At 52.1% G+C, this 17,300-nt stretch carries 6 protein-coding genes; 3 read left to right on the forward strand and 3 right to left on the reverse strand.

From position 1 onward, the window contains the following. Nucleotides 1–130: 130 nt before the first annotated feature. The 3 genes from pheP to BZK41_RS01945 form a co-directional block, all read right to left on the reverse strand. Nucleotides 131–1,525: a phenylalanine transporter gene (pheP, locus tag BZK41_RS01935; RefSeq protein ID WP_139762566.1), complete on the reverse strand. Its 1,395-nt coding sequence runs from the start codon at nt 1,523–1,525 to the stop codon at nt 131–133. 125 nt (nt 1,526–1,650) lie between these two features. After that, a complete protein-coding gene (locus tag BZK41_RS01940; RefSeq protein ID WP_079936988.1) occupies nt 1,651–3,849 on the reverse strand; it encodes a TonB-dependent siderophore receptor in 2,199 nt (732 codons plus the stop codon). Between the two features lie 58 nt (nt 3,850–3,907). Next, on the reverse strand, nt 3,908–4,990 hold the full coding sequence (locus BZK41_RS01945; RefSeq protein ID WP_079936989.1) for a YncE family protein: 1,083 nt from the start codon (nt 4,988–4,990) through the stop codon (nt 3,908–3,910). Between the two features lie 299 nt (nt 4,991–5,289). On the opposite strand from BZK41_RS01945, the gene BZK41_RS01950 reads away from it, so the two are divergent. The 3 genes from BZK41_RS01950 (at nt 5,290) to BZK41_RS01960 (ending at nt 17,197) form a co-directional block, all read left to right on the forward strand. Then, the gene (locus tag BZK41_RS01950; protein WP_079936990.1) at nt 5,290–6,465 is read left to right on the forward strand and encodes a DnaJ family molecular chaperone; all 1,176 of its coding nucleotides are present in this window, start codon (nt 5,290–5,292) and stop codon (nt 6,463–6,465) included. Nucleotides 6,466–7,083: 618 nt separating this feature from the next. Beyond that, nucleotides 7,084–7,662 carry a LuxR C-terminal-related transcriptional regulator gene (locus BZK41_RS01955; protein WP_079936991.1) on the forward strand — a complete coding sequence of 193 codons (579 nt, stop codon included), beginning with the start codon at nt 7,084–7,086 and terminating at the stop codon, nt 7,660–7,662. Between the two features lie 196 nt (nt 7,663–7,858). Further along, nucleotides 7,859–17,197, forward strand: a complete 9,339-nt coding sequence (locus BZK41_RS01960) for an autotransporter outer membrane beta-barrel domain-containing protein (protein ID WP_079936992.1) — start codon at nt 7,859–7,861, stop codon at nt 17,195–17,197. Nucleotides 17,198–17,300: the final 103 nt, after the last annotated feature.

Raw genomic sequence — 17,300 nt, forward strand, 5'->3', positions numbered from 1 at the left:
AAAGTAATCGATTACAAAATAAAGATCCTGTCAGCAGCAGCAAAATTGCGAGAACGGTCACGATAAACGTTGAGTGAGGATCCGATCCCATCCTGACGATGGGATCGGTAACAACAAGATCGGTAGAAACTTAGCGGGACTTACGACGCAGCAGTTTGAAGGCAACAAACAGGAACAGGATCCACACCGGCAGCAGGATAGCTGACAGGCGCATCTCATCCATCGTACACATCAGCACCAGAATCATGCCAAGGAAAGCAATACACAGGTAGTTCCCTGCCGGATATAGCAGTGCTTTAAACTGCGTGTCACGTCCCTTACGACGCATCGCCGCCCGGAATCGCAGATGTGCCAGGCAGATCATAATCCAGTTCAGCAGCAGCGTCGCCACCACCAGCGCCATCAGCAAGCTAAAGGCCTTTTGTGGCAGTACATAGTTGATGAGTACCACCAGCGACGTAATAGCACCGGAAAGGATCAGTGAGTTCACCGGTACGCCACGACGGCTAACGCAGGTTAAGAACTTCGGCGCGTTACCCTGAACCGAGAGACCAAATAGCATACGGCTGTTAGAGTAGACGCCACTGTTATACACCGACAGCGAAGCCACCAGGATGATAAAGTTCAGCGCAGAAGCCACCACGTTGCTGTCAAGATTATGGAAAATCATCACGAACGGACTGCTGTTGGATTTCACTTCCACCCACGGGTACAGCGCCAACAGCACCACCAGAGAACCGATGTAAAACAGCAGAATACGGTACACCACCTGGTTTACCGCCTTTGGAATACTTTTCTGCGGATCCTGCGCTTCTGCGGCAGTAATTCCGATAAGCTCCAGCCCGCCAAAGGAGAACATAATCACCGCCAGCGACAGGATTAATCCGTTCCAGCCGGTAGCAAAAAAGCCGTTGTAACGCCACAGGTTATCGATGCTTGCATGTTCCCCGCCGTTACCGGAAAACAGCATCCACACACCAAAACCAATCATGCCGATAATAGCCAGCACTTTAATCAGCGCGAACCAGAATTCCGTTTCGCCATACAGGCGTACGTTGACCAGATTGACGGCGTTGATGATCACAAAGAATGCCGCGGCCCAAATCCAGGTCGGGACATCGGGCAACCAGTACTGCATGTAGATCCCGGCCGCAGTCAGTTCTGCCATGCCGACCAGCACAAACATCACCCAGTAGTTCCAGCCGGAGAGAAAGCCCGCGAACGGTCCCCAGTATTTATAGGCAAAATGGGCAAACGATCCGGAAACGGGTTCTTCTACCACCATTTCGCCCAGTTGACGCATAATCAAAAAAGCGATGATCCCGGCAACGCCGTAACCCAGTAACACCGCAGGTCCCGCCATCTGAATAGCCGGGCCAATGCCCAAAAACAGGCCGGTACCAATTGCGCCGCCCAGCGCAATTAACTGAATATGGCGGTTTTGCAACCCTCGTTGAAGCGTCGGCTCGTTCGTCGACGCGGCATCAGACACGCTGGTGTCAGATGCAGTTGACGCGTTTTTCACGCCCTTCCCCTGTGTGGTTTTTATTGAAGGGGCTTCTTTTAACATTTCAACCTGGTTGTCGCAAGGCGCAATCGATTGGATGCGCCGGGCTTCCTTGCCCAGCGCACCGAGGCTCGGGAGAAAAATCAGAAGTCGTAACTGACGGAAACCTTCAGCGTGCGTGGCTCACCCTGGAACAGATAAGTCCCGGTATCATCAATACCTGACCAATAATTCTCGTTGGTGACGTTATCCACCCCTGCACGCAAAATCATCTGATTCTGGTTTTGATTGAGTGACATACGGTAACGCACACCTAAATCCAGTGTGGTAAAACTGTCGAGTTTCTTGGTATTCGCCGCGTTGGCATATTGAGCACCAGAATGGTTCAGCCGCGCCGTCGCGGTGAGTCCTTCAACAGGTTTAATATCATATTCAGCACCCAGCACCGCATAGAAGTCCGGTACGCCGATTGCCGTCTTACCGTTATTGACACCGTTTTGATTTTTACTGAGCGTCGCATCCAGCCACGTTGCACTGGCGTTCAGCCGCAGTCCTAACATCGGCTCACCAAAAATATTCAGCTCCACGCCACGATTACGCTGCTCGCCGTTGATTGCGTAATAGCGGGTCTGGCTATCCAACTGTGCGACCGGCATTTTGATTTCAAACAGCGCCAGTGAACCGCCTACACGTCCAAAGTCTGTTTTAACCCCAATCTCATTCTGTTTTGCATGGATGATTCCGGTGCTTTGACCGTAGTTCACCGCACTGCTTGGCGCGGTGCTGCCTGGCTGTAGCGATTCGGTATGGTTCGCGTAAAGAGAGAGTTCCTGCCACGGCTTATATACAACACCGTACGTCGGCATCCAGCGGCTGTCGTCAAAACTGTTCTTAACGTTTTCAGCGCCAGTTTCTTTGTTGTAATCACGCACCACGACCTTTTGGTGGCGCGCGCCGACGGTAAACAGAAGCTGATCATCAAGCACACCCAACGTATCGCTGAGCAACCACCCCTGACTACGCGTACGCCCACTGGTTAGCGGATCGCTATAGTTGCCTCCCGTCGCCGTCACCGCCGGTTTTGGTACACTCTGTGTATCGTAGATATTGACGTCCGGGCGCGCGGCTCGTGACCCCATGCGCCAGGCGATTTTGTCTTCTTTAGTGACGGCGGAATAACCTACGTTAACCTTATGCGACACAAAACCCGTATCAAAATTCCCGCGCAGTCCTGCCATCCCGCTGAACGCATCAATAATACGATTGGTATCAAGGCGTCCGGCTTTCGCATCACCGGCCTGGTTGTATATTTCCGGGGCACTGTACAAGCCAATCTCATGCGCGTGCTGTGCTCCTAAACCGGCATAAGCGGTCCAGTTATCGGTCAGATCATATTCCGTACGCACCATACCGAACTCATTCTCAATATCGCTATAACCCCATCTCTGGCTATAGTTGTGCGTATTTTTCGGTAGATCGGGGACAAATGGCACATAGTAAATATTGATCCCCATGTTGCCACCGTGAAACGTCTTTTTCTGATACCCAACGTCTAATGAACTGCGGAAACGGTCGCCACGGTAATCCAGTCCCAGCGATGCCTGCGTGGTACGACGTTTATCGTCGTCAACCGCCCCCTCCCCTTCACGATGCAACAGATTCACACGGGCACCGAACTGGTTATTGTCACCAAAACGGCGTCCGGCATCGAGCGACGTTCCCACCTGTGAGTCACTGGTGTAATCCATACCGAGGCGTGTGATCGGCGTATCGTCTGCATGCTTGGGTTCAAGATTAATCATTCCGCCAACGCCGCTACCGGCAGCGCCATTGAGTAATCCATTCGCGCCTTTAAATATTTCAACGCGATCGATCATCTGCGTATCCACTACCTGACGCGGCAGCACACCGGATAATCCACCAAAGGTCATATCATCGCCGTCAAGTTTCAGACCGCGAATACGGTATGTCTCAGCATAGTTACCGTAGCCTTGTACCGCCTGCACGCTCGCGTCATTGGCGACAACATCGGCAACGGTCTTAGCTTGCTGATCTTCGACCAGCTTTGAGGTGTAGCTTATAACGTTAAATGGTACATCCATGGCATTTTGCTGACCAAGCATCCCCAGCCTGCCGCCATTAGCAACCTGGCCGTCAAGAAAAGCAGGCAGTAACGTATCGCCACCGGGTTTAAAATCACTTCTCTCGGCAGCCTGGACCACAATGGTCTCTTCCGCTTCTGTGGGAGTCTCAGCAGCATTCACCGTGCCGGAAAGCGCGCCAATAGTAGCGGCCAGCACAGTTTTTCTCATTAAGTGTGCGTATGTTTTAGTGTTGTCCATAGCCATGCCATTAAAAGTCTGACGACGTTGCCGGAGAGCCCCCGGCAACATGTTGTTATTATTTATTCAGTTCGATACGCACCACGTTATCTGGCGCAGAGGTGGAGTGGTCTTTATTAAATTTCTGTTTCACGGTGACAAACAGGGTTTGCCCATCCACTGAGAGCAGCAGGCTGTTAGGGTTAGGCGGTAAATCCCAGCTTTTCTTCACGCTGTAATCGGTCGCATTCAGGCTGAGCAATTTCCCTGAATCACGCTGGGTAATATAGATTTCGTTGCGTTTTGCGTTAAATTTCACCGCCAGCGAATCACCCACATCCAATTTTTTCAGCAGCTTACCGGTATGGATATCCAGCACCAGGGTGGTTTTCGCTTTTGAGTTGTCGGTAACAAACAGGCGACCCGTTTGTGCGTCCTCCGCCATATTCAGCAGCAGCGCAGGTTGTTCCCCCAGCGGTTTCCAGCGTTTTTCTACGCGCTGATTACGCGGGTTGATGACGAGGATTTCACCGCCGCCGTTAGCTGCATAAATTCGCTGCGTCACTTCTGAATAATGCAGTCCGGTCATCCATTTACCCGTATTCTTAATGCGGGTTTTTAGCTTCAGGGTTTTAGCGTCAACTACCCAAATCACCGCCGGATCCGCCACGGCGCCAATATAGAGCAAGCCGTTATGCAGTAGCACCTGGCGCGCGCCATACGGGAAACCTTCTGGGTTACGTTCCGGGAACAGTACGCGATTTTTCACTTTGCCGTCAGCGGTATTCAGCGCGCTCAGGCCACCATCCAGTGAGTTGGTGACATACACCGTTTTACCGTCCGGCGAGATAGCCATACCAAAATTTTTCATATCGGTATGACTCAAGCCGAGCGTTTTAAGCGTCTTCGGATCCAGCTTATAAACCACGCCGCCCTGCACATCTTTAAATCCTTCGGCGCTGGCAACGTACAACGCATCCCCTGCCGGGCTAAGCGCCATTTCATATAATCCATCCGCCAGCGCGCGTTGCTGCACATCACTGACGGCAGGTTGCGCTTTTTTTTCCGTAATGCTGGCGTTGCTGGCTGGCGTGGTATGCGCCGCACAACCGCTTAACGCCGCAGCAATCAGCAATGCCAGCGCGGATGTTGTTTTTTTCATTGTCGGGATCCTTACCAGAAGTAATACAGGGAGTTAATAACAAAAGAGAATGAGAACTATACGCATTATCTTTATTGAATCAAGAATAATTACCCGATAGTAAAAAACATGAAACAGAGGTTTAAAGATGCAGACAGGTGCGCGCGACTTCCGGTTTTTCATAATTACAGTGAATTATTCTGGACGAAAAGGCATCGCAGGCCACAGAATGCGCTTTACTGTTTTTCTAACATTTTCAAACGGGTGAACCTGTTGTACTTCAGCCACTCGTTTTTTAGCCAGGCCAGGCAACGACTGTCATGAATAAGATCATCAAACGACTGGAAATCGTCAAAAGCGCTATTGAACTGGAAGATGAGGAGATTATTTTCCAGCAGGTGGCGCATCTTAAAAATGAGCCTTTGTCAGTCGTACCGGTCACCATTGTGCAGGCGATCGAAGAACGACGCTTTAGTGATGCCCTGCGTGAAATCTCGGCCTGGTTGCAATCTCAACGAGCAGTCTCTACGTGGCAGGATCCAGCCATTGCCGCCAGTAAGCTGGAACTCAAAGCGCTCGAAACACAGCTGCGTGACCTGATCGATAAGCGCAATACGCGCATTCAAATCCTCGATGATTTCAACGATCTGTATCACCTTCGTCTTGGACCGCTGATGAGCCGCATTCTCGAACTGCGTAAACAGCTCGCCGCCAGCGCTCAGCGCAAACAGGAAGCGGAGCGAAAACGCCGGGAAAAAGACTATCAATCCTGTCAGCACTATATTTCCCAGGCAGTTGATCAACTGGCCAGACTCAAGCAGCACTGGATGAACCAGAATTCAGATTCGCGCGAATCGGTGGAAACACGCCAACGTATTCAGCAGCAAACGGAACTGATTACCGCCCTGCTGGCGGAGATTCGTGAGCTGGAAAACGACTTCTCTCGCCAGGACGACAGCGCAACCCGTCAGGCACAGGAAGAGGCCAGCCATGAATATGATGAATATCAGGAGCAGCAGCAGGATGCACAGCATCGTTTTAGCCGTGACCAGCGGCTTTCCTCTGATGAACGTAATGAGTTAAAACGCCTGTGGCGTCAGGCCAGCCGTCTTTGCCACCCGGACGTGGTAGCCGATGATCTGAAAGAGAAAGCGCATCAGATGATGGTGCAGCTTAACCAGGCACGCCAAAATGCCGATCTTGCCGCCGTCCGGGCGCTACTGACTCAATTGCAAAGCGGCCTCGAACCGATGATGGCGAGCGATCGATTGAACGATTTGCAGCATTTACGTAGCAAAATACAACAGCTCAGAGAACAAATTAACGCGCTGCTCAAAGAGATTACCGAACTGGAAGCTGAGAACGCCTGGCGGCTTGCCACCTCCGTGACAGATAAAGAAGCCTACTTCTCCGATCAACAACGGGCGCTTACTGAAATCCGCAATACACTGGAACAGCAGGTTCATCAGGTTGAACAGGAACTATTGGCGGGCTAAGTGTTATCAGCAATAGCAATCAGAAAAAATAACCTCTTCAAGTGAGTTTTTGAAATTAAGCACAAAAAGCTAAAAATAGGATAATTCCCTAAAAATTCAACAATACTAAGAATTATCAACTTGAATACTCGAGTTTCAGGTCGATAACTGCAAATCTAGCGATATTTCTCTCTTCCCCCTGACACCCCTTTTCTTTGTCCTGGTCTTGATTAAGAATTCTCCTGGTCACCAGTCATCCCATTAAGAAAAACGGTTATCCTTCTGAAATATAAGAATTTCCATATAAACCCCCTCCCAAATGGATAGGAATATCCTGTCTTTATAGAAATCACGCAATCATTATTCACGTGATCCATAAGCGAAATCTATCAATCATTTACACAGAGCTGAAATAAACGATTTATCTTAAATTTTAACAAAGTGTAATATCTACTTTAAGAATAGTTAATGATTCTAATAAATACAGAGAATATCTGTTTAATCTGGAATTAATAAGGATACGTTCACAGCACAGAACGTTATACGAGATTTAATTAACATTTCACGTGTCGCAAGAAACTCTTTTTTGACCTAAAAAAAAGAGGCGGCCGCTTGCATCAAAATTTCAAGGAGATCGTTATGTCAAAGGCTATTTTTTTGGGTGACTCAATTTACCCTTGGCTAGGCATGCGAGAAATCCTACGTGGCTCATCATTATATATTGATATCTCGTATTACTCCTCCCAGACGCTTTCTGCTGTCAAAATGCTCCCTTGTGAAACGGATTGCATCATCATTAATCCTGACAAATCAGATTTTTTAAAATATGCCAGGATTATCCGCAACATGGCTTTACGACCTGTCACCAAAATTATTGTTTTGGCAGATGAAGCTACTTTTACTCTTTTTCAAACCGTTTGCGGGAAGAACATGTTGTTTCTTGATCAAGATGCCAGTCTTGATCGGCTACACCATGCCGTCACACGTATCATAAAGAACACAAAACAACAAAATATCAAAGAATTACACAACAAGATCACAGCGAACGAATTCAACGTAATGATGATGCTTGCCCGAGGATGGTCACTGACACAAATCGCCGGGGCATCACAAAAAAGTGAAAAAACCATCGGGGCGTACAAAAGCAATATTGCCAGAAAACTCGGCAAAAATAACACCCGGCTCAAGTACACCATTTCCCACTATAGCCAGCCGTAACTGACTTATTTAAGGACAATTATCACGGTTATTATTTAAAAAGGTTCTCTTTCGACTCGCTTTTTTAATTCCGCATCGCACGGAAGGGAACCCTATTTCCAAAATCTATTACCGGGTAGCACATCCGCGTGCCAACCATAGCCAACAACTCAACGTATTAACACATACATAACAGGAATGTAGACGAGGGTTATATATGAACAAAGTTTACAGCATTATTTGGAACGCGGCGCTCGGTATCTGGGTGGTCGTTTCTGAATTAACCAAAGGAAAGAAAAAAAGCAGCTCGCGTAAAATGGTTGCAGTATTGGCAGCAGGTGCATTAAGCGCTGCATCAATTCAGGTTTCCGCTGATCCGATTATCGATATCGGTGATCACAATATTTTCACCGACTACCAGGCAGGTATTTTCGCTGGAGTTGATCCGGATGTGCATAATTACGGCTTCTTATATGAAGATAACACAGCTGGTCAGGCGCTCAATATCAGCGGGGCGATCCCAACGATCAGTCCGGGTCAAAGTGGTGTTGTCGATTCGACCACCATCAGAGAACTGCTGCAAAACGGTAAAATCACGCTTAAGGCCACCAGCCCTGACCAGAGCGTAAAAACGATTACTACCGCTGAAGAACTCGCGGAATACCTGACATACAACCGGTCGTTGACGCCTTCTCAGAGCACAGATTTTTCTATTAACGACCCGGCGTTTCCTGGTGAAGCAGCATCAATTAAAGTCTTTGATACCCAAGAGTTAAGTAGCTTTCTTACCGAATCACAGATCGGCGATTCGGTATTAAATACCTACGATGCAACGCGCACTGAAATCTATAAGCAATTTGGCATCGCGCTAGCGACGAATGGGGCCACGGCCAACCTGGATATTGGCAACGACACGCTCAATGTACGCGACAAAGCCAATACCATCGAGTTACTGGCCAAAGACTCCTCGTTGTTGGAAGCGCAAGGCACTGACAGCCAGGTGAACTGGCAATCCGATAACTATATAAAATTTAACGCCGCTCCCGTTATCCCTGAAAAAACGTTTGCTGGTTCAGCGCAAACCTCCGTGTTTGGCGATGAATTTTCGCTCATGTCCTACGGCTATGATGCAGACGGCAATGTCGTCGAAAAGGGTGAGCGCACATTTACCATTACCAGTACGCAGGATCTGGCCGATTTTAACGACTGGCTGTTGGGTAAAAGCAGCGACGCAGCGGAAACCCCTGAAGGGCAAAAGGTCAGCCAACTGCAGCTATGGCTGGATGTTAAGAACGGTGATATCACAACCGTCGCCGCCGCGCAGGCAAAATACGCGGAGCTGATTGATGGCTTGATCAACTCTAGCAAATATTCAGACGTGCTCACCTGGGATTACGACGTCTGGACCGACGGCTTGTCACATAGCAATAACGCAACCGCTGGCCGCGGTGAGCTGCATGCTATTTACGCCAACGGTGCAGGCACCTCCGGCACCCTGAACAAAGATGCGATTATTGCCGTTGACGGCAGTATCAATGGCGTCATGAAAGCCCTTGATGGCGGGGTTATCACCAACCTCGGCGAACTGAACGCATTACGCACATCTACCGGACAGAGTCTGGCGATTGGCATGCTGGCAAAAGACGCGACGGCAACCAACAACGGGATCATCAACTCCGGGCTGTTTATCGATAAAGACGGTAATCAAAACGTCAACAGCTATGGCGCATTTGGCATGCAGGGGCAAGGCGCCAGTCAGATTACTAACGATGGCACGATTAACCAGGCCATAACCACCGATAACTTCGGTACCGCTTCTGCAGCCGATCCCTGGAGTAAGGACGAACCCGATTCTTCGCTGACGCTGGCTATTGGGATGCAGCTGTCTGACGATTCACAAGGCATCAACAACGGCGATATCAACATCGTAGATGGGCGCAAAAACGGTGCATCCTTTGCCAAAGGCACCGCTTATGGCGTAGAAGTCGCCGGGAATGCCACCTTTACCAACGCTCAGGATGCCTCAATTTATCTTGGTCGCGACGCAAGCGATCCGTCTAAAGATATCATCATGGCTGGCGGCTCTAGTCTGAGCGCCGGGATCATGACCAAGAGTGCCAAAGAGGTGATTAACAACGGTCTGATCACGCTGGGAACTGGCATACGCAACGCCGCGGGGATTCTGGTCGGGAATGCCACGGGCAACGTCCTCAATACCGGCAATATCGTGATCAATGGAGGTTCTGACGGGGGCCCCAGTAAGAACTACGGCATTTCCGTACGCGACAGCGGCGCGGAAAATAATCAGGAAATCCGCAACGACGGCAAGATTAGCGTTAATGGCATCAATAATGTGGGGATCCACGTCAGCGCCAATAACAAAAATGCCGAAGTCACCACCAGCGCTGCAGGCTCTATCGTGGTGGACGGTGAAGGTGGCGTTGGTAGCCGTAACTACGCCATCTGGGCTGAAGGTGGCAACAACGGTAAGGCTGTGGTCAACGTCTACTCCAACATTGCGCTGGATAAGGCCGGTAACATCGGTGTGCACGTACGTGATAACGCCATCGCTAACGTTGACAGCCTGAGTAGCCCGTCATTTAACAGTACCGATCAAATTGGTTATTACCTGTATGGTAAAGGCGCTACCGCCAATATTGGTCAGGCGGTGATGAATGACAATGGTCAGGATCGCACCACTATTTTCCGTATTGCTAATGGCGCATTGCTGGCCGGTAACACGACTAACCCGAAAGATCAGTCCAGTTCCAACCTGAATCTGACTCTCAGCGGTAACAATTCTGTTGGCGTTCTCGCCACAGGTGCTGGCAGTAGCGTAGATACCGGTGAAGCAACGTTTACCGTTAAGGGTACCGACTCCGCGGCACTGGTTATCGAAGGCGGCGCGAAAGGGACTATCAGTGATAAAACCACCATCAATTTAACCGGCGAAAGAACCATTGCCGGGGTTGTGGATGGTCAGGCGCATCAGTTAAATGGTGACACGGAAGGTAATGCCACGAGCACTACCCTCACCTCGAACGCGAATATCACCTCTGAAACCAGCGGCAACAAGGTTATCGCCTATGTGGCGAGGAATCTGGGTAACCTGATCCTCGATACCAAATCGATTATTGATCTGGCCAGTGTCGACAGCATCGGCGTTGATGTGCAAAAAGGCGGGAGCTTAACCAATAACTCTTCCAGCGCCCTGCATGTCAGCAACGGCATCGGTGTACGGGCTTCAGGCGCCAGCGCTCAGATTAAAAAACTGGGCCAGGTAGCCGTTGATGATGGAACCGCAGGGGTTCTGCTGACCAATGGTGCAAGCCTGAGTATTACCGGTAATACCGGCGATGCCATCACGACCAATGGTACGGCCGATGGTATTCGTCTCGATACGGGAGCCGGTAAGCTGTCTGCAAAAGGTGTGACTATCAGCGCGAAAGGGACTGGTGCTGGCATTCAAAACGATGCCAACAACACCGATATCACGCTCAACGACGTGACCATCAATGCCAACGATGGCCCAGGGATCCGCACCAGCGTGGCGCTGAATATGAAAGATGGGCTGAACAATATCCTCAACGTCAACGGGAAAGGTACCGGATTCGCTTTTGAGCAACGCGATGGCGGTTCGGTGACGGGCGATCTGACCATCGGCAAAGGCTATACCATTGAGGTACTAAACAGCGAAGGCAGCGGTATCCGCGCAAATACCAGCGGTCGTATCACCACCAATGCCGACATCAACGTGCATAGCAGCGCAGGCGGTTCGGCGATCATCGCGAAGAACGTCAGCGCGGTCACCAACACCGGCAAGATTATCTCTGCCAGCACCACCTCGCCGGTGATTGACGCCAGCGGCGACCGCAGTAAAACCGTTACCAACAGGGGAACCCTGCAGGCTACCAACGACACGGCCGTAGCCATTCAGTCCGGTAAAGGCAATGACACCATTGATATTAGCGGCGGTGTGACCAGCGGCGTAATCAATACCGGCGAAGGCCGGGACACCTTTATCTGGCGTAACGGCACCTATGCTGGCGAAGTGAATTTCGCCGGTACTGGCGGTAACAATAAAGCTAACATCGGCAATGTGACGCTGGATAAAACACGCCACATCACTACTGAAGCAGGTAGCGGCAACGCCCTCACCTTCACAGATACGAATGGTGCGAAGATTGGTACGTTGGCTAGCGACAATCTGACCACTGGCACCAACATCGGCACCGGCTGGGATTCGCTGACCATCAGCGGCTCAAACGCAAATGTCCGCGTCGTAGAAAACCTGACGCTGGCAAGCAAAACCATCGCCGTGAACAATGGCGCAACCCTGAGCACCGGCGACCACGTCGAGCCGACCAGTACTGCGGCAAGCATTGGCGATTACGATGTCACCACCCAGGGCGTAGAAAGCAAGGTTATCTTCGATACCCAGGGTGATGCTTCAGCGGCGCAAATTTATCGCGGTATCATCAGCGGTGACGGGAAGTTCGAACGTGCGGCGGGCGGTACCACGGTCTTTACCGCCAACAATACCTACACAGGTTCTACCACTATCGCTCAAACCGGTACGCTGCAGTTGGGTGACGGTGGAAATACAGGCGAAGTCAGCGCCGTGTCTGACATTATCGACAACGGCATATTGACGATTAATCGCGCCAACACCGTGCTGCTCAACGGCGTGATCTCCGGTATCGGTGCGCTACAGCAAATCGGTGGCGGCATTACCCGTCTGAACGGCAACAACACCTATGCAGGCGACACCACCGTTACCAACGGCACGCTGCTGGTGAATGGCGATCAAAGCGCGGCGCGCGGTGCCACCACCGTTAGCGGCACGTCCACACTTGGCGGTAATGGCACTATCGGCGGCAACGTACTGATGAACGATGCCACGACCCTCAGCGCCGGTGACGGCGGTGCGGGTACGTTATCCATTAACGGTAATTTGCAGCTTGGCAGCAAAACGACCTCCGCTTTCGAACTTGGTCAGGCCTATACGCCAGGCGGCGCGCTAAACGATCTGATTAACGTCGCAGGCGATCTGCAACTGGACGGGACTCTGGATGTCACCACTTCACAGGGCGGTAACTTCGGACCGGGCGTGTACCGTATCTATAACTACGGCGGCACGCTGGATAACCAGACGCTGGAATTAGGCGCGATACCGGATAGCCAGGATAAGAGCAATATTTTTGTCCAGACCTCCATCGACAAACAGGTCAACCTGGTGAACGCCAACGGCGTTACCCTGCAGTTCTGGGACGGCGCAACCGTTAATCAGAGCCACGGTGCGTCGGGCATTGAAGGCGACAGCAAAATCGACGGTGGCGATGGCAAATGGATGGCGATCGGCAGCCAGGGTGATAACAACTGGACCACCGCAACCGGTGAAGGTAACGCCCCTTGGGCACAGAAGTCCTTCGCCGTCTTCACCACCAAAGACGGTACCGTTACCGTGGATAACGCCGCGGGAGAAGTTAACTTCTCCGGGGCACAGTTTGACGCCGATGGCTATGTCGTGAAAGGCGATGCGCTTAACGCGTATGCCACCACAGAAAACGCGACCCATGCAGGCCAGACGCCGGGAACAGGTGAACTGCTGCTGCGCGTTGGCGCCGGCGGCGCGGGGCAAAACTATACCGCGACCATTGAGTCCGTTCTCCGCGAAGCCAGTACTGCTGACAAGTTGACGCTGGTAAAAACCGACCTTGGCCGTCTGATCCTCAGCGGTGACAACGAGTATCGCGGCGGCACGCGCATTGATGGCGGCACGTTGCAGATCTCCTCTGACAGCAATCTCGGGCAGAGCGGAACTGACCTGGCAATCAATAACGGTTCAACGCTGCAACTGGGCGCGGACCTGACCAGTAATCGCACCATTGAGCTGGGAGCGAATGAGAACGCAGCGGTGTTCGATCTCAATTCGCACCACTTCACGCCAACCGGCGAGATTACCGGCGACGGTAAACTGAAAGTCACCAGCAGCTCTAGCGATGCGGGCAGCACCTTGTCGCTCGACCGCGCCAACAGCTACAAAGGCGACACAGAAATTGCCGGTACCGGAAACGCCAACAATGTGACGGTCAACGTCAGCAAAACCGGAGCCTTTGGCAGTAATGAAAGCAGCACCGTGAATGTCAATAAGGGCGCGACGCTCAACGTCAGCGGGACAGATACCAGCCTGAAATCCCTGACCATGAACATTGCCGACAGCCTGTTAACGCTGGCAGATAACGTCACCGCAGCGAGCGCAATGCTGAACCTGACGGGCACGGCGAAAGCGGTATTAACCAACAACGCCACCGCAGGCAACGCTACGGTTAACGTGTCAAAAGACAGTACTCTGGCGCTGGAAGAAGACTCCAGCGGCGGCAATGCCACTGTGAACAACAGCGGTTTGATGACCTTCGCAGATCAGGCGATGGCAGAAAATACCGTCGTTAAAAACCTGGCGGGCGGTAAGGTCGATATCAGCGCAGTCGACAGCGCAACGTCTATCGGCTCGTTGTCCGGTGCGGGTAATGTCGAACTGGGCAATAAAGAACTGTCGCTGGGTAATCTGCATCTTGATGACACCATCAGCGGCATTATCAGCGGCAACGACGGTAGCCTGGTGAAAATCGGTGACGGCACGTTAACGCTGACCGGCGACAACACGTACACCGGTACCACTGACGTCAATGAAGGTGTGCTGCTGGTCAACGGTAATCAGTCTGCGGCTACCGGCCAGGTGACGGTGAAATCCGGGGCAACGCTCGGCGGTAACGGTATTATTGGCGGCGCGGTTGATGTGCTGGACGACGGCCATATTACCGCAGGTGCGGCCATCAACAGCGTGGGTAAACTGACTACCGGTTCGTTGACGCTCAGTGATAACGCACAGCTGGATTATCAGTTTGGTCAGGCTTATACCCCGGGCGGCGCCTTCAACGACTTGATTGACGTAAACGGCGATCTGACGCTCGACGGTAAGCTCAACATTGAAACCTCACCGGGCGGAAGCTTTGATGTGGGCGTCTATCGTGTCATCAACTACACCGGCACATTGACCAACAATGTGATGGATATTGCTAACGCGCCGGAAGCGGCAGACAGCCTGTACGTGCAAACGTCGGTGAAAAATCAGGTCAACCTGGTCAACCACGCCGGACTGACGCTGCGCTTCTGGGACGGCACCGGCGGTGAGAATGGCGAGCTGAAAAATAACGGGGTCATCAACGGCGGCGACGGTATCTGGCAATCCAGCCAGGGTAACGACAACTGGACAACCGATGAATCAACGCCGGAAGGCGCGCTGAACGCACCGTTTACTGATGCCGCGTTTGCCGTGTTCCAGGGTGAGGCTGGCAACGTGACCGTCGATAACAGCAAAGGCGACGTCATTATCAGCGGCGCGCAGTTCGCTACCGATGGTTATCGTGTGGGCGGCGAAGCCATTACCACCGATACGGCCAACACCCTGATTCGCGTTGGCGATGGCACAGTAGACGGCGCCAACTACACCGCGACTATCGACAGCGTTATCCGCGGTACCGGCGGCCTGAATAAAGGCGATCTCGGTACCCTGATCCTCACGGGCGACAACACCTACAGCGGTGGAACGACCATCACCTCCGGGACGCTGCAGGTAGCGGGCGATACCAACCTGGGTGCGGCAGATACGGGAATTACCTTTAATGGCGGTACGCTGAAGTATGGCGAAGCGTTTGATACTGCCCGTCAGGTGACGCTGGAATCCGGAGGCGGGACATTCGACACCAACGGGCATGACGTTTCTCTGCTGACGGAAGTCGAAGGTAACGGTCAACTGACCAAAACCGGTAAAGGCTCCCTCACCCTGACGCTGGATAACACCTACACCGGTGGCACCACCATCGAACAAGGCGTTTTACAGCTGGGTAACGGCGGTAATATCGGCAGCATTCAGGGTGATGTCGTTGATAACGGCGTACTCAACGTCAATCGTGGCGATACCCTGGCGCTGACCGGTAATATCAGTGGTAAAGGCCAGTTGCATCAGACCGGTAGCGGCATTACCGAGCTGCAAGGTGAAAACAGCTACAGCGGCGCGACGCTGATCGCCAACGGCATGCTGCAAGCGGGTAATGCCAACACCCTGAGTGCCGCATCACACCACTATGTGGTTGCAGACACCACCTTGAACACGCAAGGTTACAACCAAACGGTAGCGGGCCTGAGCAACGGTGGTGATGTTTCACTCATCGGTCAGCAGACTGGCACAACCTTAACCGTCAAAGGGGATTACACCGGCGAAAAAGGGACTATCAACATGGCGGCTATCCAGAATGGTAGCGGCGCAGGCATTGCCGACCGTCTGATTATCGATGGCGGTAAAGCCAGCGGTAGCACGCTGCTGGATGTCGATGGTTCTGGTCTCGGCGCGCCGACCATTGGGGATGGTATCGAAGTGGTGACAGCGCTCAATGGCGCAACCACCACCGCGCAAACGTCGCGGGATGCCTTCCACCTTGCCGCCGATCGTATGGCTGCAGGTGCGTTTGAGTACCAACTGCATGCGGGTAATGCTCAAGGCCAGGGTGAAAACTGGTATCTGAGAAGTGAATACCGTCCAGAAACCATGCTGTATTCTGGCCTCGCCAGCGTCGTACGCCAGGGTGATATTAGCCTGTTGGGTAACATGCACCAACGTATGGGTGACGAGGTTAAACCGGGCATTGATGAAGACAATCGCGCCTGGGCAAGAATGATTGGCTACTCCGGTAAAACCAAACTGGATGATGCGGCCGGTACGCAAACCAGCTCCCATACCATGGGCATTCAGGTCGGCGTTGATATGTATGCTAACGAAAGCTGGAAAGCCGGGATGTATACCAGCATCCTTGATATCGACAGCAACGTGAAAGGCACGAAGACAGGCAGCGATGGCAAAGGCGGTAACATCGATGACAACGCATTTTACGTTGGCGGTTATGCGACCTGGTTCTCGGGGGACGGTATGTATGTTGATAACGTCCTGCAGTACGGTAACCATAAATCCCGCCTGGAGGCGACCGGTAACAACGGCTCGTATACCGTCAGAGGCAACACGCTAACGGCGTCGACAGAAGTGGGTAAATCGTTCCGTTTAGGTGCCAGCGCATGGAGTCTGGAACCTCAGGCTCAGTTGATCTACCAGTACAGCGACTTTGATAACAGCACGCTGGATGGTGTGACCCCAACGAAAGTGAAAATGGATACCGCGGATTCCTTTACCGCGCGTCTGGGCGTGCGTCTGGTCGCTGACTATGACACCAACCATGGCAAATTCCAGCCGTACGGCAGGGTTAACGTCTGGCAGGGTCTGGGTTCAAAAGACAAAACGCACTTTAGCAATGCGGTAGCCACCACTACGCTGGAATCTTCACAGCAGTACTCCAGCACTGAAGTTGCTGCCGGCCTGTCATGGTCTATCGACAGAAACCTGCAGGTCTACGGTGAGCTGGGTACGCAATTCAGCAACGGCGGCAGTAAGTCGCAGGTAGAAGCGCCGGTCAATGCCTCTATCGGCTTTAAGAAATCGTTCTAAGCTGACATAAACTCGCCAGCCCCCTGTTCAGCAGGGGGCTTTTTTTTGCCGTTCAGGGCCGCCTGATGCGCTACGCTTATCAAGCCTACAGACTTAGCAGCAA

This window comes from Citrobacter sp. A316 (assembly GCF_002042945.1).
GTDB classification, from domain to species: Bacteria; Pseudomonadota; Gammaproteobacteria; order Enterobacterales; family Enterobacteriaceae; genus Citrobacter; species Citrobacter portucalensis.

Excerpts from the sequence above, each read along its gene's own strand:
- BZK41_RS01940 (WP_079936988.1), bottom strand. The coding sequence starts at position 3,849 with ATGGACAACACTAAAACATACGCACACTTAATGAGAAAAACTGTGCTG.
- BZK41_RS01945 (WP_079936989.1), bottom strand. The coding sequence starts at position 4,990 with ATGAAAAAAACAACATCCGCGCTGGCATTGCTGATTGCTGCGGCGTTA.
- BZK41_RS01950 (WP_079936990.1), top strand. The coding sequence starts at position 5,290 with ATGAATAAGATCATCAAACGACTGGAAATCGTCAAAAGCGCTATTGAA.
- BZK41_RS01955 (WP_079936991.1), top strand. The coding sequence starts at position 7,084 with ATGTCAAAGGCTATTTTTTTGGGTGACTCAATTTACCCTTGGCTAGGC.
- BZK41_RS01960 (WP_079936992.1), top strand. The coding sequence starts at position 7,859 with ATGAACAAAGTTTACAGCATTATTTGGAACGCGGCGCTCGGTATCTGG.